Source organism: Virgibacillus sp. LDC1, assembly GCF_025792345.1.
Taxonomy (GTDB): domain Bacteria; phylum Bacillota; class Bacilli; order Paenibacillales; family Paenibacillaceae; genus Paenibacillus_AQ; species Paenibacillus_AQ lautus.
In genome coordinates this window covers 3,844,073-3,864,184 of record NZ_JAOXLZ010000001.1, presented here as the reverse complement: position 1 = coordinate 3,864,184, position 20,112 = coordinate 3,844,073, and the positions used below count along the sequence as shown (strand labels likewise).

The following is a 20,112-nucleotide window of genomic DNA, read 5'->3' as shown; positions in this document are numbered from 1 at the left end:
AACAGACAAAGACTTCATCTGATCATTGCATGTAATGCATCATATGAGGACATATATCCCTTGGTGATTGTACTGCTCGGGAAAAAGGAGTGCTTAAAATGCAGAACTGGCTGTTTATTTTGGTGAACGTGTGCGTTGCTGCTTTTGTTGGCGGCATAACGAACCACTTTGCGATAAAAATGCTGTTTCATCCCCGTGAAGAAAAAATCATCCTGGGCCGCCGCGTACCCTTCACGCCAGGGCTCATTCCAAAGCGTAAAGACGAAATAGCCGAGTCGTTGGGACGCGTGGTCTCGGATTACCTGGTGACAAGCGAGGGCTTGCAGGAGCTTATTCGTAAGCCAGTGTTTCGGGGTAAGATAGAGGACAGCCTCTATCGGAAGCTGGAGGAATGGAGCCGGTCGGAGCTGAGCTTCGGAGACTTGGCGCTAAAGGTATGGAGCTCCGAACAGTGGGAGCAATTGAAGGTCAGGGCCGAACAATCGGCCCGCCAGCTTACGGCCCGGGGCGCCGCAGCAGTATGGCACGGATACGGGTTGGAGGCAAAGCCGCTGAAGGAGCTTGTTCCCGGCTGGTCGGAGGAAACGATTCAGGGCTGGAGCGGAGCTGCCGCCGATGTTGTGCTGAAGGAGCTGAAGAACACTCTGCTGTCCGCTAAGGGGCAGCTAATGCTATCGGATGTGGCTTCTTCGCTTATCGATAAGGCTGGCGGGTTTCTGGGGACGATGGCTTCGATCTTTGTGGATGAGGATAAGCTGGTCCAGAAGCTGACGCCCATGCTGATTCAGCAGCTGGAGGGAGAGAAGATCCGCAAGACCATCACGGATATCATCTCAGGAAAGCTGTCATATTACGGTGAGATGCCGCTCGGAAATATCATCGAACATGCTGCGGGTGAGCCTGGTCTAGCTTGGATCACACGCACATTGGATGACAAGCTTCCTTGGTCCAAGTGGATTGAGCGAATCGAGTTTCTTCGCGTAGACGAGGTAATTGGACCACGAATGCCTGCCATTAAAGCAGCTTTGCCTGGACTGCTCGATAAGGGACTTGGCTTTCTTGAGCGAAGCATCCCTGCGGCCATGAAGGCTGTTAACTTACCGCAGCTCGTTCAGGAGCAGGTGGAGAAGTTTCCAATTGAGCGGCTGGAAGAGATCATCCTGAGTGTGTCCGGCCGTGAATTCAGGGCTATCACCTGGCTTGGGGTTCTGCTGGGCGGAGTGATCGGATTGTTCCAATCCATGCTGACGATGCTGTGGAGATAAGATTTTTGATGGAGTAAGGCGAAAGGCGAATTAAAAAACGGCGTTTCGGCCGAATATATTGGAGGAATTACGAATGAACATTTATGACAAAGCACATGATTTGGCAAAAGCGATGAAGGAAAGCAAGGAAGTTGAGGAAATTACCTCAGCTATGAAACTCGTGGATGCAGATCCGGAGAGCAGACGCATGCTGGATGACTTCCGTCAGCGCCAGATGGAGCTTCAACAGCGCATGATGTCCGGCGATATGCCGGCACAGGACGAAATGGAGAAGATGGAGAAGCAGTTTGAGGTGCTGAGCCTGAACCTGAACATCCGCCGTTTGTTTGACGCTGAGCGGCGTCTGAGTGTCATTATCGAAGACGTGAACAAGATTATATCGGACAGCCTCCAGCATCTGTACGGACCAGCCCAACCATAAACGATCTCTCTTCATCAGGTTGCGTGCCGATAACTTCAAGACAAATTCGGTATATTTTTAAAAACTTGTCTCATAAATTGCGCAAGCTCCTCATAGAGTAGAAATATAGATTTCAGAGAGTAGAGGAGCTGCGTTTACAATGAAAAAAAAGAAGAACAAGTTTAAACACACCGCGTATCTATTGGTTGCACTCGGCATGTTGATATACGCCCTTCCCAGCATTTCTTTCTCTGGCGGGTTCTCATGGGTTTCGCTGTTCGGTGCAGTCTGGGCAGGATTTGCCCTACTCGTGATCGGTTCGCATCTCTATTACCTCATCGGTGTAGATGAAGCGAAACAAAAAGCGCTCGATGAGATCCGCAAGGAGAAATTGCATCAATGGGAATTGAAATGGCCTGAGGAGCAGAAAAGCCAGGAAGCCAATTAAGAGTCAAATCACAGCGGAAGCTGTGATGAACAAAAACCTCCCTTTAAGGGATACGGTTTGGATCGCCCATCCGTTATCCTTCAGGGGAGGTTTTTTGTATCTGACGGGTATGGGAGCGTCATTGGACGTGATATAATAGATACAGTATGGTACAGATAGTGTTCTGGGGGTGTAACAGTTGGACGTTCGAGATGATACGATTACCAAACACGAGCAGTTGGTTCAGCATATTGAAAGTTTGAAGGTTGGAAGCAAAATATCGGTACGACGGTTAGCCAAAGAGATGGGCGTCAGCGAGGGTACCGCTTATCGGGCGGTGAAGGAAGCGGAAAGCCTGGGCATCGTGGTCACGAAGGAACGGATTGGCACGGTTCGCGTGGAACGGAAGCCGCGGAACATATCCGAGCAGCTTACGTTTGCCGATGTCGTTGAAATTGTAGAAGGGCATGTGCTTGGCGGTGCGGAAGGGCTTAATAAAAGCCTGCATAAGTATGTGATTGGCGCCATGAAGGTGGAGGCAATGATCCGATATATCGATGCCGGAAGCCTCATGATTGTCGGTAACCGTGAAGATGCCCATTTCCTTGCACTTGAGCAGGGGGCGGGGGTATTGATCACCGGCGGTTTCGGCACCAGCCGGGAAGTGAAACAGCTGGCAGACCAGCTGCATCTGCCCATTATATCGTCTAGGCATGACACGTTTACCGTCGCCTCCATGATTAACCGCGCCATTTTTGACCGTTTAATCAAGAAGAAAATTATGCTGGTGGAGGATATCGCTCATGATAAGCCGAAGAATCATCAGTTGAAAAACTCCGTCACGGTCCAGGAATTCAAACGGATTTCACAGGCGACCGGGGAAATCCGGTATCCGGTAACGGACGAATGGAACCGGGTCATCGGCATCGTCGGGGTTCGGGATGTGGAAGGGCTCGCCGAAACCCAGTCGATCGAGAAAGCGATGACCCGAAACCCCGTGACGGCAAGCATGAAAACTTCGCTCGCCTCAGCGGCGCAGATTATGATGTGGGAAGGGATCGATTTTCTGCCGATTGTGGATCGCAACCGAAAGCTGCTTGCTACGGTCACCCGTAAAGAAGTGCTTGGGGCACTGCGGGATGCGCGAAACCAGCCTCAGCTCGGCGAGACGTTTGATCAGCTGATCTGGAACGGAATCGCAGAGGATCGGGATGAGGAGGGGCGTTTGTTCTTTCACGGTTTTATCACGCCCCAAATGGCTTCAGAACTTGGAACGATTTCGCAAGGGGTGCTCACGACCGTGATGAGCCAAGCGGCGGTTAAAGCGGCCAAGGATATCAGCGGCTGGGATCATGTGCTGGACCATCTGTCGACGTATTTCATCCGGCCCGTGCAGATTGAGGATCCGATCGTCATTATGCCGAAACTGCTGGAGATCAGCCGTCGTACCTGCAAGATGGAGATTGAGATCCAGCATCAGACAAACCTGATTGCCAAAGCGGTCATGACGATGCAGGCGATCGATCACGGCTAACTCAAACGCCGGATAACATAAAGGGGCATCCCCAGGTCGCAATGGACCTTCCGGGATGCCCCTGTTCGTTCAATTTCACTTAGCTGGCTGTCCGCGAATTTTTCAGTCTGCTGTAATAGGTGCGGCTTCTTATGCCGGAAAATATATTAAATGCTCCAAGCACCAAGAACACGGCCTCTACTATGACAGCCGGCGTGGAGCCGCTGAACAGAAACATGCAGACTAGCGAAAGGGAAACCAGCATAATGCCCATAAAGAGGTTCATCATGGACATATAGATGCCGCGGTCAGCGGGATCCGCTACTCGCCGTGCGCGAATGCTATACAGGGCGGCAGCTACCACGGACACAACGAGGATCATGTATAGGATATAGTGGATGACTGTGATCATGGGAGGCTCCTTTGGGTCCATAACAGCTTAACGATTGACGATGTCGACGCCAAGCGTGTTAGATTCGATCATGTACAATACCGGTATTGTATCATGATCCGGTTGACTTTGCATCCACATGATCAAAGCTAACCCAGATTTGCAGTACGCCTTCCATGACCAGCATGGTCCTGATCTGGACCTTGTAATCTTTCTCGCGAACCGTATAGATTTTGTCGCTTAGGAGCGAGCGCGTCAGCTTGCTGTCGGCGTCGATATCAAACACGTTGCGGCCGCGAAGGGCAGCCAGATCGTCGCTCATAAGCCTGACGAGCTCTTTGATGATGACGGGATCCAGCGGCACCCTGTCGTTTTGCTCGCTGCGGATCTTGATTTCCTTGATGACCGTGGATTGTTTATTGTATTTTTTTAACGAATCGATGTCTTTTTTATACTGTGCGATTTGGATCTGCTGGCCTTGATTCGTTTCCCATAGTTTATTGTAGGCTGCATGATAGACCGAGTTGTAGACGATGCTGCCGACAACCATCCCCAGCACGAAGATGGAAGCAACCTGATAGAAGGGGCGGAAGCGGTGGGCTGGAGGTACCCGCATGGATTAACTCCGGCTGGAGCACACCCATTTGACCAGCTCACTGCCCATGTGTGCTCCGAGAAATGCAAAGCCGAGATATAGAATTTGTTTGATCGCAGGGGATAAATTGCCGACGGCCACGTTGCTTTCAATGACCCGCATCGGATCAATGGTGCCTCCGATGGCAGCCGCAAGCGCCCATATCTTAATCCGGTCCGCAACTTCTAGCATGGTCTGGGTGGGGGGCTGCAGGGACAACACGGCGCCCACGCCTCCCACCATGGCTCCCCCCAGCACGATGCCGAAGGCTATAAAAAAGTCCAGGATTGCTCTTGATAAAAAAACACTCATGCCCTCATGTCTCCTCTCTTGTCTTGGTGGATGTCACGGCAACCGCCTGTCCACGTACTCCCTAGTTTCATTCTATGGGCGGGCCTAGCGGGATTATGATAAAATGGTATAAAGACTTTTTAAGATACTCTTGGATTGATTTTAAATATACATGTACCGGCGAAAGGAAGGCGTTACGATGAGCTCTTTCGTGCATTTGCACGTGCATAGTGAATACAGTTTGCTCGATGGAGCGGCACGTATCGGTGACCTGGTGCGGGAAGCGGCGGCGCTTGGAATGAAATCGCTGGCGCTGACGGATCATGGCGTGATGTATGGTGCCATTCCATTCTATAAAGCCTGCCTGGCGCAGGGCATCAAACCGATTATCGGCTGCGAGGCCTATATCACGGCAGGCTCCCGCAAGGAGCGGGGAAGCCGCAAGGATCAGCCGATCTATCATTTGATTCTGCTTGCCAAGAATGAGACCGGCTATCGTAATTTGATGAAGCTGTGTTCGATCGGGCATTTGGAGGGGTATCATTACAGACCCCGAATCGATATGGAGGCGCTGGCCGCCCATCATGAAGGCATTATATGTCTCAGCGCCTGCTTGGGTGGCGAGGTTCCCCAGCATCTGCTTCATGGACGGGAGGCGGAAGCAAAAGCCGCTGCGCTTCGTTACCAGGCGATTTTTGGAGAAGATTACTACCTGGAGCTGCAGGATCACGGAATTCCGGAGCAGAAGCGCGTGAATCCCCAGCTGATTCAGCTGAGCCGCGAGACCGGCATTCCGCTGGTAGCGACCAACGATGTGCATTACCTGGCCGAGAGCGATGCTGAAGTTCAGGACGTCCTGATCTGCATCGGCACGGGAAAGACGGTGGAAGATGAGGACAGGCTGCAAATCCAGACGAATCAGCTCTATTTGAAGAGCGGCAGCGACATGGAGCGATTGTACCCCCATGTGCCTGAAGCTATATTGAATACGGCTAAGATTGCGGACCAATGCAACCTGGAGCTGGAATTCGGCAAGTCGATTTTGCCGGAATACAGCTCTCTTCCGGAAAGGAAGAATGCAGCCGAATACTTGCGGGAGCTCTGCTTGAACGGTCTGCAAGAACGTTACGGGAATACGGAGCGGTGGCAGGATGAAGCGCAACGCAGCGAGCTGGAGCAGCGACTGAACTATGAGCTCGGCGTCATCGAGAACATGGGCTTCAGCGATTATTTCCTGATCGTATGGGACTTCATCGCCTACGCCCACCGGCAAGGCATCGCGGTTGGACCGGGAAGGGGTTCATCGGCAGGCAGCCTGGTAGCCTACACCCTTCAGATTACGAATGTGGACCCGATGAAATATAAATTGTTGTTTGAACGCTTCCTGAATCCGGAGCGGATCACGATGCCGGATATTGATATCGACTTCAGTGACGAGCGCCGGGAAGAGGTCATTGATTACGTGGTGGATAAATACGGGAAAGAGCATGTCGCCCAGATCATTACGTTCGGTACGATGGCGGCAAGGGCAGCCGTCCGTGATGTGGGACGTGCGCTGAATGTGCCGTTCGGGGATGTGGACAAGGCGGCAAAGCTGATCCCTAACCATCTGGGCATCAGCATCGCAGGTGCGATGGAGCAAAGCCCGCAGCTGAAGGAGCAGTACGAGAAGAAGCCGAAGGTGCGCGAGCTGATTGATATGGCAATGAAGGTCGAGGGCATGCCGCGTCATGCTTCGACGCATGCGGCGGGCATTGTCATTTCCCGCGATCCGCTGACGGATGCGGTGCCGCTGCAGGAAGGCAGCGAGAAGACGGCGCTGACGCAGTATTCCATGGAGAATCTGGAGAGTGTGGGGCTGCTCAAGATGGACTTTTTAGGTCTGCGAACGTTGTCCATTATTGAGCGTACGCTGAGATGGATTCAAGAATTGACCGGCAGAACACTCGATTTCGAACAAGTGCCGGATGACGATCATCTAACGTATGAGATGCTGGGGCGCGGCGATACCACGGGCGTATTTCAGCTCGAATCCGCGGGCATCCGGCGGGTCTTGAAGGATCTGAAACCTTCGGTGTTTGAGGATATCGTATCCGTCAATGCCTTGTATCGCCCGGGTCCCATGGAGTTTATTCCGAAGTTCATTCAAGCCAAGCATGGCCGGATTGAGCCGGAGTATCCCCACTCGGACCTGATCCCGATATTAGGCGATACGTACGGCATTATCGTCTATCAGGAGCAGATCATGCAGATCGCTTCGACGATGGCCGGCTTCTCGCTCGGGGAAGCGGATTTGCTGCGAAGAGCCGTTTCGAAGAAGAAGCGCGAAGTGCTGGACCGGGAGCGGAGCCATTTCGTTTCGGGCAGTCTCAAGCTCGGTTATAGCGAGGATGAGGCCAACCGCGTGTACGATATGATCGTCCGCTTCGCGAACTACGGATTTCCCCGTGCGCATGCCGCCGCTTACGGCGTGCTGGCTTTCCAGACGGCTTATCTTAAGGCACACTATCCGGTTCCGTTCATGGCTTCCATGCTGACTGCCGTTATGGGCAGCCACCGGAAGGTAGCCGAATACGTGCTGGAGGCACGGCGCCTCGACATCGAGGTCATGCCGCCGGACGTGAACGAAAGCGGAACGTATTTCACGCCTGTCATGAGCGGCCCTGCTGCCGAGGGCGGCGATGATGAAGCCAATCGTCCGGCCGGAGGCGGAATCCGATTCGGGCTTGCCGCGATCAAGAACGTCGGCACGCAAGCGGTGGAGAATATCGTCGAGATCCGGCGTGAAAAGCCGTTTGAAAGCCTGCTCGATTTTTGCCGCCGGGTGGACCTCCGCGTATGCAACAAGCGCGTGATCGAGTCGCTTATTCAGGCGGGGGCTTTCGATTCCTTGCAGGGGCATCGTTCCCAGCTGGTTGCCATGCTGGACGAAACGGTCGAAGCGGCCGTGAAGTGGAGAAAGGAACGGGATGATCTCCAGATTCAGCTCTTCGACTTCGTGGAAACGACGAATTGGGACATTGAATATCCGGACATCCCGCCTTATACCGCAAGTCAACAGCTCGAATTCGAACGTGAGCTGCTGGGTATGTATTTGTCCGGCCATCCGCTGGACGGCTTCGAAGATACGCTGACGGAGTCCGGAGCTGATCGGTTAATGGATCTGCATGAAGCGGAAGATGAGTCGATGGCTACGGTAGCCGGGATGGTGGTTACACTGAAGACCATTACGACGAAACAGGGGAAAGCGATGGCTTTCATGGAGTGCGAGGATCAAATCGAGCGCTGTGAGGTCGTTCTCTTCCCAGAAGTGTGGAAGCGAAGCGCGCATTTGATTGAAAAAGGCGCGCTGCTCGCGATACGGGCGAAGGTCCAGCTGCAGGACGAAGGCTTCAAGCTGCTGGCCGAAGAAATCGCTCCGCTCGAGGCGCAAACCTTGAGCCAACTGGTTCAACGAAGCAAGGTGCGGGGAACAGCGAGCGGCAGAGGAAGATCCGGCGGAGAGAATAACGGCAGAGGCGGAAAATCGGGGGCTGCCGGCATGCAGCCGGTTTCGGCCGGTAATTCATCGGCAGTCCCGCCCCCGGAGCCGCTTGCCGCCCGCCGTGGTCATGATTCGACCCCAATCGGAAACGAAGCATCGGGCAGCAGCCTATCGCCCGAGAAGGAATCTCGTACCGTCGTATCGAATCATAAGGCTGGGCAGCGTGTGTTTGTGAAAATAACGGCCGATGCGGAACAATCGGAGCTGCTGGTGAAGCTGAAAGAGCTCCTGCAGCAGCATCCGGGGCATGTGCCGACGGTGCTGTTTTATGAGCGAAGCCAGAAGGTGCTTGCGCTTAGCGATGCCTATCGGATCAAGCCCACGACAGAGCTTTTTGCCGAAATGGAGAGCATGCTGGGCAAGGACACCGTTAAAGTGAAGTGACATGAAAATTTAAGAACGTTTCCCATCCCTCCCGCATACAATTAGGACACTACAGGTAATGTTGGCCGAGTATTCGCATGAAGAAGGCTCTTCATGATAGAACCGGAATGAAAGAGCACGGCCAAAGACGCGGGGGGGATTTGTGATGTCAATGGACTTGGCAGAAAGCATGCTCAGCCGCAGAGGAGTCAGCGTAAGCTCCATCGCGGATATTGTGTTGAAGCTTCAGCAGCGTTATCATCCGAAGTTAACCATCGAGCAGTGTGAAGAAAGCGTCCGGGCCGTTCTCGGCAAGCGCGAAGTGCAGTATACGCTGTATACGGGCATTGCGCTGGATGAGTTGGCGGAGAAGAAACTGCTGCCGGAGCCGCTGCAATCGATTATGGAGCAAGACGAACCGCTCTACGGAGTGGATGAGACCATGGCGCTTGGTGTCACGAGCATATATGGCATGATCGGACTGACCAGTTTCGGTTATCTGGACAAAGAAAAAATTGGTGTAATTGAGATATTAAATGAAAAGTCCGACGGGATTCATGTGTTTCTGGATGATCTCGTTGCAGGCATCGCCGCTGCCGCTTCCTCGCGCATCGCGCATAACAATCCCGATGCGGCCCATTACACCGCGGGCTCTGACTGATTTGCGCGAGCGGTGTCGAATCGCTGCATAAGGGTACAGATTTGGCTTTCAGCCCCCTGCTCTCTTTGTTGAGGTAAAAACTGAAGTATGTTATCATTATCCATTATATCGGCTCAGGATATGCCTGTGGGACGAGATTAGGGGGATCTGAAAGGCATGTGGACGGTAATCTATATTGCGCCAACTGCAAAGGTGGCGGAAATGATCAAGACCAGGCTAACGGAAGAAGGTTTTTTGGTTCAAAGCCGTCCTGTGAATCTTTCCAAACAGCAGTTTGAGATTTTGGTACCCTCCGGAGAGCTTGAGGAAGTACAGGAAGTGTTGAATTCGATATTGCACCCCTAGTTTCATCTGGGTTACATAGCGAAGCTTAGCGTACGGATCGGCGATGTGCTATTGCAGCGGCCATTCAAATTTACGGCTGGAGAGGTGTAGTTGTGTTTAAAGACTTGTTTCAGAAAAAAAGGAAATACGCAACGATCCCATCGGAACGACTTGGGACGGCAGGGCAGCCTCAGGAAGGCGAACGCCCGAAACGGGAAATTCCGGAAGGTCTGATGAATAAGTGTGCTAAGTGCGGCACCATTCAATACAGCAAAGAGCTTGAGAAGAATCTGAAGGTGTGTCAGGAATGCGGACATCATATGCGCCTGAACGCGGTAGAACGGATTGCGATGACGCTGGATGAGACAGGCTTTGAAGAGTTTGACGCGGATATGATCTCGGTGGATCCGCTCAAATTTCCGGGATATGCGGCCAAGCTCGAGCAGCAGAAGATGAAGTCCGGTCTTCATGATGCGGTTATTACCGGTCAAGGCTCGATTCTCGGCCAGCCTGTTGTGGTAGCCGTGATGAGTTTTGATTTCTTCACGGGAAGCATGGGCTCCGTCGTCGGGGAAAAAATCACCCGAGCGATCGAGTTTGCGACGGACAAGCGTTTGCCGCTCATTATTTTCTCGACCTCCGGCGGTGCCCGGATGCAGGAGAGTATTCTCAGTTTGATGCAGATGGCCAAAACAAGCGCTGCCCTGTCCAGGTTTAACGAGCTCGGCGGGCTCTATATTTCAGTGATAACGGATCCGACGACCGGCGGTGTATCCGCCAGCTTTGCGACGCTTGGCGACATCAATATTGCCGAGCCGGGAGCCGTATTCGGCTTTGCGGGCCGTATCGTTATTGAACAGACCATTCGCCAGAAGCTGCCCGATGATTTCCAGACAGCGGAGTTCAACTTGGCGCATGGTCAGCTTGACATGGTTATTCATCGGAAAGATATGCGCTCCATGCTTGGTAAGCTGCTGGAGATGCATACCGTGAAAGGGGGATTCTGATGTCAGGCGAATTGCCTTTTGAAATGCCACTTGCCGAAATGCGCAAGAAGATTGATGAACTGAAACAATTCGGACAGGAAAAAGGGATCGATTTCACGGATGAAATCGCCCGCCTGGAAGAACGATATAGTCGTTTGGAGGAAGAAATCTATTCTTCGATTTCGCCTTCCCAGAAAATGCATCTGGCCCGTCATCAGCAGCGACCGACGTCGCTTGATTTGATCCAGTTGATCTTTACGGATTTTATCGAGCTGCATGGAGATCGTCTCTACGGGGACGATCTTGCCATTGTCGGCGGCCTGGCCAAACTTGACGGCGTTCCCGTCACAGTGGTCGGTCAGCAGCGCGGTAAGGATACGAAGGACAATATCGCGCGTTTCTTCGGAAGTCCACATCCGGAAGGCTTCCGTAAAGCCCTGCGACTTATGCAGCAGGCGAACAAGTTCAAGCGTCCCATTATCACGTTTATTGATACAAAAGGCGCATATCCGGGTAATACAGCAGAAGAAAGAGGTCAGTCCGAGGCGATTGCCCGTAATCTACGGGAAATGTCGTCCCTTGGGGTGCCTATTGTTTGTGTGGTCATCGGCGAAGGTGGAAGCGGCGGTGCTCTTGCGATGGCTGTAGGCAATCGTGTGCTGATGCTCGAGCATGCCATCTATTCCGCCATTTCACCGAACGGCGCCGCATCCATTCTGTGGAAGGATGCATCCAAAGCGGATCAGGCTGCGGAAGCCATGAAGATCACCGCTAAGGACCTGCTTGAAATGGAAGTCATTGAGGAAATTATACCGGAGCCTAAGGGCGGTGCGCACCGCAACTATGAAGAGACGGCCGCCGCCATTCAAAGCGCACTGATCAGCCAGCTGAAAGAGCTATCCGTCATGGATGCCTGCGAGCTGAAGGAAGACCGGTACCGCAAATTCCGCAAGATCGGCGAATTCGATTTTGCAAAGGCGGAACAGGAAGACGTGATTCTGTAAAAGTCTGATGAGTATGTGACGATATGACAAAGTTCCTATACAAATGAGACTTTTTGTAGTAGATTTAGTTGTTGGAAAAAGAGATATAGAGAACCCTTTAATAAACGGAGGAAACCCAAATGCGCAAAACAAAAATTGTATGTACCATCGGTCCTTCCAGTGAATCGTTGGAAAACACCAAGAAGCTCATTATGGCCGGCATGAACGTGGCTCGTCTGAACTTCTCCCACGGCGACTTCGAGGAGCATGGCAACCGGATCAAGAACATCCGCCAAGCTTGTGAAGAGTTGAACAAAACGGTAGCGATCCTGCTTGACACCAAAGGACCGGAAATCCGTACAGGCAAACTTGAAGTGGAACCGATTGAGCTTGTACAAGATGAATATATCACCCTTACTACCGAGGAAATCCTAGGTGATAAGAATCGTTTGTCCATTACTTACAAAGAGTTGCCGCAAGATGTTCAAGTCGGATCCACGATCCTGATCGATGACGGTCTGATCGGTCTGACCGTGGTGGAGATTCAAGGCACCGAAATCAGATGCCGCATCGTCAATGGCGGAACCATTAAGAGCAAAAAAGGTGTAAACGTACCGGGAGTCGCGATTTCTCTCCCAGGAATTACGGAAAAAGACGCCAACGATATCGTTTTCGGGATCGAACAGGGCATCGATTTTATTGCCGCTTCCTTCGTTCGTAAAGCAAGTGACGTGCTTGAAATTCGCGAATTGCTGAAGAAGCATAATGGCGAGCACATCCAAATCATCTCCAAAATCGAGAACCAGCAGGGCGTTGACAACCTGGATGAAATCCTCGAAGTATCCGACGGCTTGATGGTAGCTCGTGGCGACCTCGGCGTAGAGATTCCGGCTGAGGAAGTTCCATTGGTTCAAAAACGTATGATCGAAAAATGTAACCTGGCTGGCAAACCGGTCATTACGGCTACGCAAATGCTGGATTCCATGCAGCGCAACCCGCGTCCTACCCGTGCGGAAGCAAGTGACGTTGCCAATGCGATTTTCGACGGCACCGATGCCATCATGCTGTCCGGCGAAACGGCTGCAGGTAAATACCCTGTAGAATCCGTACTGACCATGTCCCGTATCGCAGAGAAAGCGGAATCCGCACTGAACTACCGTGAAATGTTCCTGAAGCAGCGTATTGCTCAAGATACCAGCGTTACCGAAGCAATCAGCCAATCCGTTGCGATCTCGGCACTTGACCTGAATGCTAAAGCCATCATTTCGTCCACGGAATCCGGTCAAACGGCTCGCATGGTATCCAAATACCGTCCAGAGGCTCCTATCGTCGCTGTCACGACTCAAGACAGAACGTTGAGACGTTTGGCACTGACTTGGGGCGTAACGCCGGTTAAAGGCGAACAGGCTTCTTCTACGGATGAGATGTTTGATTATGCGCTGCAAGGCGGCGTGAAGTCCGGACTCGTGAAAGAAGGCGATCTTGTTGTGATTACAGCAGGCGTGCCGCTGGGCCGTTCCGGCTCAACCAACCTTCTGAAAGTGGATCAAATTCCACAGGAGAAGTAATACAACAGTCAAGATTCCGCTGGATTCTGAATATAGCTGCATATAAGCAATGGACGATAATTTTAATCGACCATTGCTTTTTGCATAGATAAGGGGGTGATGTTGATGCCTAAACCATCCGTACCGGCACCAAGTCGCTGGTTCTGGACTTCCTTTCGGGTGCGTTACCAGGAAAGCGATCAAATGGGTGTCGTCTATCATGCTAACTATTTAAACTGGTTCGAGATCGGGCGTACCCAAATGATCCGTGAAATGGGATTTACGTATCGCGGAATGGAAGAAGAAGGCGTCCTGCTCCCGGTGGTTGATCTAGATATCAAGTACCGCCAGCCTGCGCGGTATGATGATCTTGTAACGGTGTTTACCAGAATGACTGCTTTCTCCCCGCTTCGAATACACTATGAATATGAGGTCCGTTTGCTGAGCGAGCAGGAGCAGGCAGATTTGGGGACGATGGATCTGTCTCCCGAATCCGGGCTTCCCGGTGCCTTGTTAACGGCAGGCGCGACCCGTCATGTATGGCTGAATAGAGAGTGGAAGCCGGCCCGACTGGATAAATGCGCGCCAAAGCTGTATGATGCATTGAGGGACACCCTTTGGGGGAGGAAGGAGTAGCTTCATGTTCAAATGGTTGCTGGCAGCGATTATCTTCGTGCCTGCTATTGAAATATTCGGCTTCCAGTTCGTTGCGGATCGCGTGGGCGGCATGAATACCTTGCTATTGACGCTGCTGACCTCTGCGGTTGGCGTGGCCATGATGAGGTTCGAAGGCCGCAAAGCGATGGAAGATGCCAAGCAGAGAATGAATTCGGGCATGGTTCCGGGTGCTTCCATGGCCGATGGTCTATGTATATTTGCGGGTGGAGTACTACTTATTCTGCCGGGCTTTGTAACTGACATTATCGGATTTACGCTGATATTTCCGCTGACTCGCCCGCTGTATCGGATTTTGCTGTTGAAATGGATGAAGAAAAACATGAAAAACGGCAAGATTACGATATTTCGCAGATAATACTAACAGGCATCACCCATAAGACCGGCCCCTCAGGGGCCGGTCTATTTATGCATGGAGCACAAGAGAGTATCAGGAAATATCAGGGAAGATCAGAAAGTACCTCTATCAATCCTATGATAATCTGATCACTATAGCCCTATGATGAGTCAAACATGTCCGTCCGACTGCTACCTGAACCTGCCCCCGATAATATAATTCCTAAGGTCCTTGAATACATGGGCCCGGTGAAAAGCATCCAGGATGACAAGCGACACGGGACCTACAATCAGCCCCAGAATGCCGAACAGCTTGAGCCCGACGAACATGCCCAGCAGGGCGGCGAGCGGGTCCAGTCCCACACTGCTGGCGAGCACCTTGGGCTCCATGATCTGCCTGACGATCAGGATGATGCTGTACAGGACGGTGAGTCCGATGCCGAGCGTCAGGTCGCCCGTCATAAAGGCATACAGCGACCAAGGGATCAGGACGATGCCGACGCCCAGGTATGGGAGAAGATCCACCAAGCCGATCAGAAGACCGATGGAGAAGGCGGAATCGACCCCGAGCGCATAAAGGGTGATCATGACGATAAGTGCCGTGATGGAGATGAGAATCAACTGGGCCCTCGCGAATCCGAACAACGCTTTTTTCAGATCTGAGAAGATATAGATCATGGGTTTGCGAATGACGCCCGGTAGGATGCGGAGAAGCGCGCGATTATGGCGCTCCCAGCTGTTGCTGAGAAAGAACGTGGACAGCAAAACGACGATGAGAATCGTGCCTAAGTTCGGCAGGTAATAAATAATTTGCAAAATTCCGTTAAAAATACCAGTAACTAAATCGGTCACGGCCGTGCCAATCGTTTGCGTTGTGCGGGTAATATTCTGATTGATGGTATCGTGATAATTCGGGTTGTTCTGATAGAACCGGCTAATCTCATTGATGATATTCTGGAAGCTATCATTCTGCGTCCAGGCGGTCAGCCATTCCATCCAGGCATCAATATGGAGATTGAAGGACTGGGACAGGATAATCAGCTCCTTGACCAGTCTGGTGACAGCCGCAGTGAGGATCAGCAGAGCCGCTCCGAAATACAGCAGCAGGGACAACGTGACAGCGAGCCACCGCGGCAGCTTCAAACTCCGCTGAAGCAGGTGGACGCAAGGATTCATGGCATAGGCGATGATCCAGGCCAGAAGGAAGGGATAAAGCAGCGGCAGCAGTACATATATCAAATAGGCGATCACGAAGATGGAAGACAGCACCCACACTCCCCGGCCAAAACGCTTGAGCATCAATCGTTCCAAACCATCACACTCCTTTGCAGCACTTCAGGGACGAGCAGAATCGCTCATTCCTATACGTATGCAAGGAGTTTCAATATAAGGATAAAGAGTTGGAAAACGCTTGTCTTCATGATTCGACAATGAGAATTATCACAGGTATAATGGAATTGTAAGTGATTTCAAAAAAATGTTTATGGTGTCGATAAAACAATTTGATGCGGCGAATGTCGCTGCTCATGTTCACATATCAGACAAAATCCAGTATGATATGAGAAGGTTTGTGACTAGGACCATAGCAATTTTTTTGCGCGTTTTTCTTTTTTATCCGACTTCATGAAAATGTTTTCATGATTGTCAAAATAGTTCAGTTTATCCCGATCATAAAGGAGAGATGTTGCATGACAGCTACCAAGGGTTTGGAAGGCATTGTAGCTACCACCTCCGCGATTAGTTCGATCGTCGATGGCGTTCTGACTTACCGTGGATATGATATTGACGATCTCGCAGAACATGCAAGTTTTGAAGAGGTAGCCTATCTGCTCTGGTTCGGAAAACTTCCGAATGCCGAAGAGCTTAAAGCCCTTCAACAAGATTTGAGCGACTATGCTGCCATTCCGGATGAGCTTATCCAGCAGATCAAATTGTATCCGAAGGATACCAATACGATGGCTGCGCTTCGCTCAGCTGTATCCGCGCTTGCTCTGTATGACGCCGAAGGCGACGATATGAGCCGTGAATCGAACGAGAAGAAAGCGGTTAAACTTCAAGCGCAGCTTCCGACGATCATTGCTGCCATCGCCCGTGTTCGTCAGGGCAAAGAGCCGGTGGCTCCGAAAGCCGGCGTCTCCATCTCGGAGAATTTCCTGTATATGCTCAGAGGCGAAGACCCTGATCAGACTTCGATCAAGGCTCTGGACCAGGCACTGGTATTGCATGCGGATCACGAGCTTAACGCATCCACGTTTGCTGCCCGTGTAACCGTAGCCACGCTGTCCGACATATATTCCGGCGTTACTTCCGCCATTGGCGCGCTGAAAGGACCTCTGCACGGCGGCGCGAATGAAGCCGTCATGAAGATGCTGAACGAAGTCGGTTCGATTGATCGGGCTCAGGCTTACATTCAGGAGAAGCTGGACAACCGTGAAAAAATTATGGGCTTTGGACACCGCGTATACAAAAACGGCGATCCGCGAGCGAAGCATCTGCAAAAAATGTCCCGCGAGCTTGGTGAAATGAAAGGCGACACCACGCTGTACGACATGTCGGTATTGATCGACGAAACGGTTACCAACCAAAAAGGGCTGAAGCCGAACGTTGATTTCTATTCCGCATCGGTCTATACGCAGCTCGGCATCGAGCAGGAATTGTTCACGCCGATTTTTGCCATCAGCCGTGTATCCGGATGGACTGCGCACATTCTTGAGCAGTATGAAGGCAACCGTATCATCCGCCCGCGCGCAGAGTATACAGGGATGACCGACCAAAAATATGTGCCGATAGAACTTCGCTAAGTGGCTGGCAATCATGTACAATAGGCTAGAGAACCGCTCAAACGTGACTGAATCGCGGGTGGCGGGTTTCTCTGTGCCTATTCACGCGAGTATTTTGGGAATGGCTAGAGACAAGAACCATATTCTAAGGAGGAACTCATACTCATGAAATTGGAAAAATTCGCATTACCAACCGAAGGCGAGAAAATCACGATTGATAACGGAACCCTGCAGGTGCCTAACAACCCTGTCATTCCTTTTATTGAAGGTGACGGTACAGGCCGTGACATTTGGAAAGCTTCCAAGCGCGTCCTTGATGCAGCCGTAGAAAAAGCATACAACGGTTCCAAGAAAATTGCCTGGTATGAAGTATTTGCCGGTGAGAAGGCATACAATACATACGGTGAATGGCTCCCGAACGATACGCTTGAAGCGATTCGCGAGTACATCGTTGCTATTAAAGGACCACTTACAACGCCAATCGGCGGCGGTATCCGTTCCCTGAACGTTGCCCTTCGCCAAGAGCTGGACCTGTACACTTGCTTGCGCCCTGTTCGTTACTTCAACGGCGTACCATCTCCGGTAAAACGCCCTGAGCTGGTTGACATGGTTATTTTCCGTGAGAACACGGAAGACATCTACGCAGGTATTGAGTATAAAGAAGGCTCCGAAGAAGTGAAGAAAATGATCAAGTTCCTTCAAGACGAAATGGGAGCAAACAAAATCCGCTTCCCGGAAACGTCCGGTATCGGGATCAAGCCTGTATCCTCCGAAGGTTCCAAGCGTCTTGTGCGTGCAGCAGTTGAGTATGCGATCAAGCATGGCCGCAAATCCGTGACACTGGTTCACAAAGGCAACATCATGAAATTTACAGAAGGTGCCTTCAAAAACTGGGGGTACGAAGTGGCTGAAGCTGAATTCGGCGATAAAGTGTTCACTTGGGCTCAATACGATATCATCAAGGACAAAGACGGCGTAGATGCGGCTAACGCTGCTCAAAAAGCAGCTGAAGAGGCCGGCAAAATCATCGTTAAAGATGCGATTGCCGACATCGCGCTGCAGCAAGTTCTGACTCGTCCAACCGACTTTGATGTCATTGCGACATTGAACCTGAACGGGGACTATCTGTCTGACGCGCTGGCTGCACAAGTTGGCGGTATCGGTATCGCTCCAGGGGCTAACATCAACTATGTAACAGGACATGCGATTTTCGAAGCGACTCATGGTACAGCTCCGAAATATGCAGACAAAGACGTAGTCAACCCTGGTTCCGTTATCCTCTCCGGCGTCATGCTGCTTGAGCACCTCGGATGGCAGGAAGCGGCTGACCTGATCTACAAAGGTATGGAAACATCCATCAACAACAAAACTGTGACTTATGACTTCGCCCGCCTGATGGAAGGCGCTACCGAAGTGAAATGCTCCGAGTTCGCAGACGAAATCATTAAAAACCTGTAAGGAGGAGATTCATCGTGGCAATTACTCGTAAAAAGATTACGGTAGTAGGTGCTGGCTTTACAGGTGCGACTACCGCCCTGATGCTTGCTCAAAAAGAACTGGGTGATGTGGTGCTGCTGGATATCCCGCAGCTCGAGAACCCAACGAAAGGTAAAGCGCTGGATATGCTCGAAGCAAGTCCCGTTCAAGGATTTGACAGCAACATAGTCGGTACGTCCAACTATGAAGATGCAGCTAATTCCGATATCGTAATCATTACAGCAGGTGTAGCCCGCAAGCCGGGTATGAGCCGCGATGATCTCGTTAATACCAATGCAGGGATCGTAAAATCCGTATGTGAGAACGTGAAGAGTCACGCACCGAACTCCACGGTTATCATCCTGAGTAACCCGGTGGATGCCATGACCTATGTGGCATACAACACACTCGGCTTTCCTAAGAACCGCGTAATCGGTCAATCGGGCGTACTGGATACGGCACGCTATTGCACCTTCATCGCGCAAGAGCTGAACGTATCCGTTGAGGATGTCCGCGGTTTCGTTCTGGGCGGCCATGGCGATGACATGGTTCCGCTCGTTCGTTACTCTAGCGTGGGCGGCATTCCGATCGACACGCTGATTCCGGCTGAGCGCATTGAAGCGATTGTGCAGCGCACCCGGGTCGGCGGCGGCGAAATCGTCAACCTGCTGGGGAACGGCAGCGCATACTATGCGCCGGCTGCTTCCCTGGTCCAAATGACGGAAGCGATTCTGAAGGACAAGAAACGGATCATTCCGGTTATTGCACTTCTGGAAGGCGAGTACGGTTATGACAACCTGTTCATGGGTGTTCCGGCAATTCTCGGCGGAGACGGCATCGAGCGAATTTTCGAGCTTGAGCTGACTGGCGATGAGAAAGCTGCACTTGATAAGTCAGCGGAATCCGTGCGTAACGTAACTTCGGTTGTGAACCTGTAGTTGAATCAGGATTCACAAAATCGTCTAATAATGCAATCCCGTCCCGTGATTCGGGACGGGATTGCTTTTCTTTGGATGATCTCTCCAGTATAATAAGAGACGATGAACTTGATGTAATAAAAATCACACTTATGACTTTGGAGGAATTGTTTATGTGGAATGTGACATTTTTTCTGCATATGGTCGGCACGGCGGCGCTAGGGTTTTACTTGATCCTGCCGTTTGTTGTTGGCGGTATTCAGAAGCTGTCTCTCGGCGCTCAAGAAGGAGCCGTTAATACAATTCGAGTAGCGAACCGTTTTGCTCAGTACGGTTTGGTTATTCAGTTGTTGACTGGCGGATATATGATGTCCCAGGGCGAGTATTCGGTTCCTTGGATGATCATTGTAACGGTTCTGCTGCTGGCGATGTTTGCGATTGGAGGCATTATGGGCAAACCCCTGAAGAATGCGCTTGCAGGAATCCGCGAGAAGCGTGAAGTGAAGGAAGAAACGGGTAAGCTTAGTACATTCAGCGCGTTGTTGTCCCTCCTGCTGCTCGTCATGATTTTCTTCATGGTATTTAATGACATCATCTAA

General features: G+C 51.5%; 20 protein-coding genes. 16 read left to right on the top strand and 4 right to left on the bottom strand.

The genetic code is table 11. The annotated features are described in order from the left end of the window. The first annotated feature begins 98 nt into the window (after positions 1-98). From OHJ21_RS17370 to OHJ21_RS17355, 4 genes are all read left to right on the top strand, one after another. Positions 99-1,265 (top strand): DUF445 domain-containing protein, encoded by a 1,167-nt coding sequence (locus tag OHJ21_RS17370; protein ID WP_100538810.1) that lies wholly within the window; start codon positions 99-101, stop codon positions 1,263-1,265. Between the two features lie 73 nt (positions 1,266-1,338). Then, complete coding sequence (locus OHJ21_RS17365) at positions 1,339-1,686, top strand: YlbF/YmcA family competence regulator (protein ID WP_071218055.1); 348 nt, start codon at positions 1,339-1,341, stop codon at positions 1,684-1,686. A 139-nt stretch (positions 1,687-1,825) separates the two neighbouring features. Continuing rightward, entirely contained in the window at positions 1,826-2,113 is a 288-nt protein-coding gene (locus OHJ21_RS17360; protein ID WP_100538809.1) for a hypothetical protein, read from the top strand. Between the two features lie 178 nt (positions 2,114-2,291). Then, the gene (locus OHJ21_RS17355; RefSeq protein WP_100538808.1) at positions 2,292-3,626 is read left to right on the top strand and encodes a DRTGG domain-containing protein; all 1,335 of its coding nucleotides are present in this window, start codon (positions 2,292-2,294) and stop codon (positions 3,624-3,626) included. Positions 3,627-3,705: 79 nt separating this feature from the next. Here the strand turns inward: OHJ21_RS17355 and OHJ21_RS17350 are convergent, their stop codons facing one another. From OHJ21_RS17350 to OHJ21_RS17340, 3 genes are all read right to left on the bottom strand, one after another. Next, entirely contained in the window at positions 3,706-4,017 is a 312-nt protein-coding gene (locus OHJ21_RS17350; RefSeq protein WP_326114471.1) for a YtpI family protein, read from the bottom strand. A 91-nt stretch (positions 4,018-4,108) separates the two neighbouring features. Continuing rightward, positions 4,109-4,612 carry a sporulation membrane protein YtrI gene (locus OHJ21_RS17345; protein ID WP_100538806.1) on the bottom strand — a complete coding sequence of 168 codons (504 nt, stop codon included), beginning with the start codon at positions 4,610-4,612 and terminating at the stop codon, positions 4,109-4,111. Positions 4,613-4,615: 3 nt separating this feature from the next. After that, a complete protein-coding gene (locus OHJ21_RS17340; protein WP_100538805.1) occupies positions 4,616-4,942 on the bottom strand; it encodes a YtrH family sporulation protein in 327 nt (108 codons plus the stop codon). A gap of 178 nt (positions 4,943-5,120) precedes the next feature. On the opposite strand from OHJ21_RS17340, the gene OHJ21_RS17335 reads away from it, so the two are divergent. The 8 genes from OHJ21_RS17335 to OHJ21_RS17300 all read left to right on the top strand — a co-directional run bounded on the left by OHJ21_RS17335 (position 5,121) and on the right by OHJ21_RS17300 (position 14,362). Beyond that, entirely contained in the window at positions 5,121-8,849 is a 3,729-nt protein-coding gene (locus OHJ21_RS17335) for a DNA polymerase III subunit alpha (RefSeq protein ID WP_486020668.1), read from the top strand. 145 nt (positions 8,850-8,994) lie between these two features. Beyond that, positions 8,995-9,489: a phosphatidylglycerophosphatase A family protein gene (locus OHJ21_RS17330; RefSeq protein WP_076324336.1), complete on the top strand. Its 495-nt coding sequence runs from the start codon at positions 8,995-8,997 to the stop codon at positions 9,487-9,489. Positions 9,490-9,645: 156 nt separating this feature from the next. After that, positions 9,646-9,834: a hypothetical protein gene (locus tag OHJ21_RS17325; RefSeq protein WP_006212044.1), complete on the top strand. Its 189-nt coding sequence runs from the start codon at positions 9,646-9,648 to the stop codon at positions 9,832-9,834. A gap of 92 nt (positions 9,835-9,926) precedes the next feature. Then, positions 9,927-10,820, top strand: a complete 894-nt coding sequence (accD, locus tag OHJ21_RS17320) for an acetyl-CoA carboxylase, carboxyltransferase subunit beta (protein WP_071218063.1) — start codon at positions 9,927-9,929, stop codon at positions 10,818-10,820. After that, positions 10,820-11,803, top strand: coding sequence for an acetyl-CoA carboxylase carboxyltransferase subunit alpha (locus OHJ21_RS17315; protein WP_100538803.1), 984 nt, complete (start codon positions 10,820-10,822; stop codon positions 11,801-11,803). Before accD ends, OHJ21_RS17315 begins: the two co-directional genes overlap by 1 nt. Before the next feature lie 119 nt (positions 11,804-11,922). Then, entirely contained in the window at positions 11,923-13,350 is a 1,428-nt protein-coding gene (gene pyk, locus OHJ21_RS17310; protein WP_100538802.1) for a pyruvate kinase, read from the top strand. A 105-nt stretch (positions 13,351-13,455) separates the two neighbouring features. Continuing rightward, complete coding sequence (locus OHJ21_RS17305; RefSeq protein WP_100538801.1) at positions 13,456-13,965, top strand: acyl-CoA thioesterase; 510 nt, start codon at positions 13,456-13,458, stop codon at positions 13,963-13,965. 4 nt (positions 13,966-13,969) lie between these two features. Continuing rightward, positions 13,970-14,362, top strand: coding sequence for an FxsA family protein (locus OHJ21_RS17300; protein WP_098748409.1), 393 nt, complete (start codon positions 13,970-13,972; stop codon positions 14,360-14,362). Between the two features lie 170 nt (positions 14,363-14,532). Here the strand turns inward: OHJ21_RS17300 and ytvI are convergent, their stop codons facing one another. After that, positions 14,533-15,651, bottom strand: a complete 1,119-nt coding sequence (gene ytvI / locus OHJ21_RS17295) for a sporulation integral membrane protein YtvI (protein WP_100538800.1) — start codon at positions 15,649-15,651, stop codon at positions 14,533-14,535. 377 nt (positions 15,652-16,028) lie between these two features. Here ytvI and citZ point away from each other — a divergent pair, with 377 nt between their 5' ends. From citZ to OHJ21_RS17275, 4 genes are all read left to right on the top strand, one after another. Next, positions 16,029-17,141, top strand: coding sequence for a citrate synthase (gene citZ / locus OHJ21_RS17290; RefSeq protein ID WP_100538799.1), 1,113 nt, complete (start codon positions 16,029-16,031; stop codon positions 17,139-17,141). 144 nt (positions 17,142-17,285) lie between these two features. Then, the gene (gene icd / locus OHJ21_RS17285) at positions 17,286-18,578 is read left to right on the top strand and encodes an NADP-dependent isocitrate dehydrogenase (protein WP_100538798.1); all 1,293 of its coding nucleotides are present in this window, start codon (positions 17,286-17,288) and stop codon (positions 18,576-18,578) included. 14 nt (positions 18,579-18,592) lie between these two features. After that, on the top strand, positions 18,593-19,534 hold the full coding sequence (gene mdh, locus OHJ21_RS17280; RefSeq protein WP_486020665.1) for a malate dehydrogenase: 942 nt from the start codon (positions 18,593-18,595) through the stop codon (positions 19,532-19,534). Between the two features lie 152 nt (positions 19,535-19,686). Continuing rightward, positions 19,687-20,112, top strand: coding sequence for a hypothetical protein (locus tag OHJ21_RS17275; protein WP_100538796.1), 426 nt, complete (start codon positions 19,687-19,689; stop codon positions 20,110-20,112).

What these genes read in the sequence shown, in the direction of transcription:
- OHJ21_RS17330 (WP_076324336.1), top strand. Translation starts at nt 8,995, where the DNA reads ATGTCAATGGACTTGGCAGAAAGCATGCTCAGCCGCAGAGGAGTCAGC.
- OHJ21_RS17365 (WP_071218055.1), top strand. Translation starts at nt 1,339, where the DNA reads ATGAACATTTATGACAAAGCACATGATTTGGCAAAAGCGATGAAGGAA.
- OHJ21_RS17305 (WP_100538801.1), top strand. Translation starts at nt 13,456, where the DNA reads ATGCCTAAACCATCCGTACCGGCACCAAGTCGCTGGTTCTGGACTTCC.
- OHJ21_RS17370 (WP_100538810.1), top strand. Translation starts at nt 99, where the DNA reads ATGCAGAACTGGCTGTTTATTTTGGTGAACGTGTGCGTTGCTGCTTTT.
- OHJ21_RS17300 (WP_098748409.1), top strand. Translation starts at nt 13,970, where the DNA reads ATGTTCAAATGGTTGCTGGCAGCGATTATCTTCGTGCCTGCTATTGAA.
- OHJ21_RS17345 (WP_100538806.1), bottom strand. Translation starts at nt 4,612, where the DNA reads ATGCGGGTACCTCCAGCCCACCGCTTCCGCCCCTTCTATCAGGTTGCT.
- OHJ21_RS17315 (WP_100538803.1), top strand. Translation starts at nt 10,820, where the DNA reads ATGTCAGGCGAATTGCCTTTTGAAATGCCACTTGCCGAAATGCGCAAG.
- OHJ21_RS17275 (WP_100538796.1), top strand. Translation starts at nt 19,687, where the DNA reads ATGTGGAATGTGACATTTTTTCTGCATATGGTCGGCACGGCGGCGCTA.
- OHJ21_RS17335 (WP_486020668.1), top strand. Translation starts at nt 5,121, where the DNA reads ATGAGCTCTTTCGTGCATTTGCACGTGCATAGTGAATACAGTTTGCTC.
- OHJ21_RS17350 (WP_326114471.1), bottom strand. Translation starts at nt 4,017, where the DNA reads ATGATCACAGTCATCCACTATATCCTATACATGATCCTCGTTGTGTCC.
- OHJ21_RS17340 (WP_100538805.1), bottom strand. Translation starts at nt 4,942, where the DNA reads ATGAGTGTTTTTTTATCAAGAGCAATCCTGGACTTTTTTATAGCCTTC.
- OHJ21_RS17325 (WP_006212044.1), top strand. Translation starts at nt 9,646, where the DNA reads ATGTGGACGGTAATCTATATTGCGCCAACTGCAAAGGTGGCGGAAATG.
- citZ (WP_100538799.1), top strand. Translation starts at nt 16,029, where the DNA reads ATGACAGCTACCAAGGGTTTGGAAGGCATTGTAGCTACCACCTCCGCG.
- pyk (WP_100538802.1), top strand. Translation starts at nt 11,923, where the DNA reads ATGCGCAAAACAAAAATTGTATGTACCATCGGTCCTTCCAGTGAATCG.
- OHJ21_RS17360 (WP_100538809.1), top strand. Translation starts at nt 1,826, where the DNA reads ATGAAAAAAAAGAAGAACAAGTTTAAACACACCGCGTATCTATTGGTT.
- icd (WP_100538798.1), top strand. Translation starts at nt 17,286, where the DNA reads ATGAAATTGGAAAAATTCGCATTACCAACCGAAGGCGAGAAAATCACG.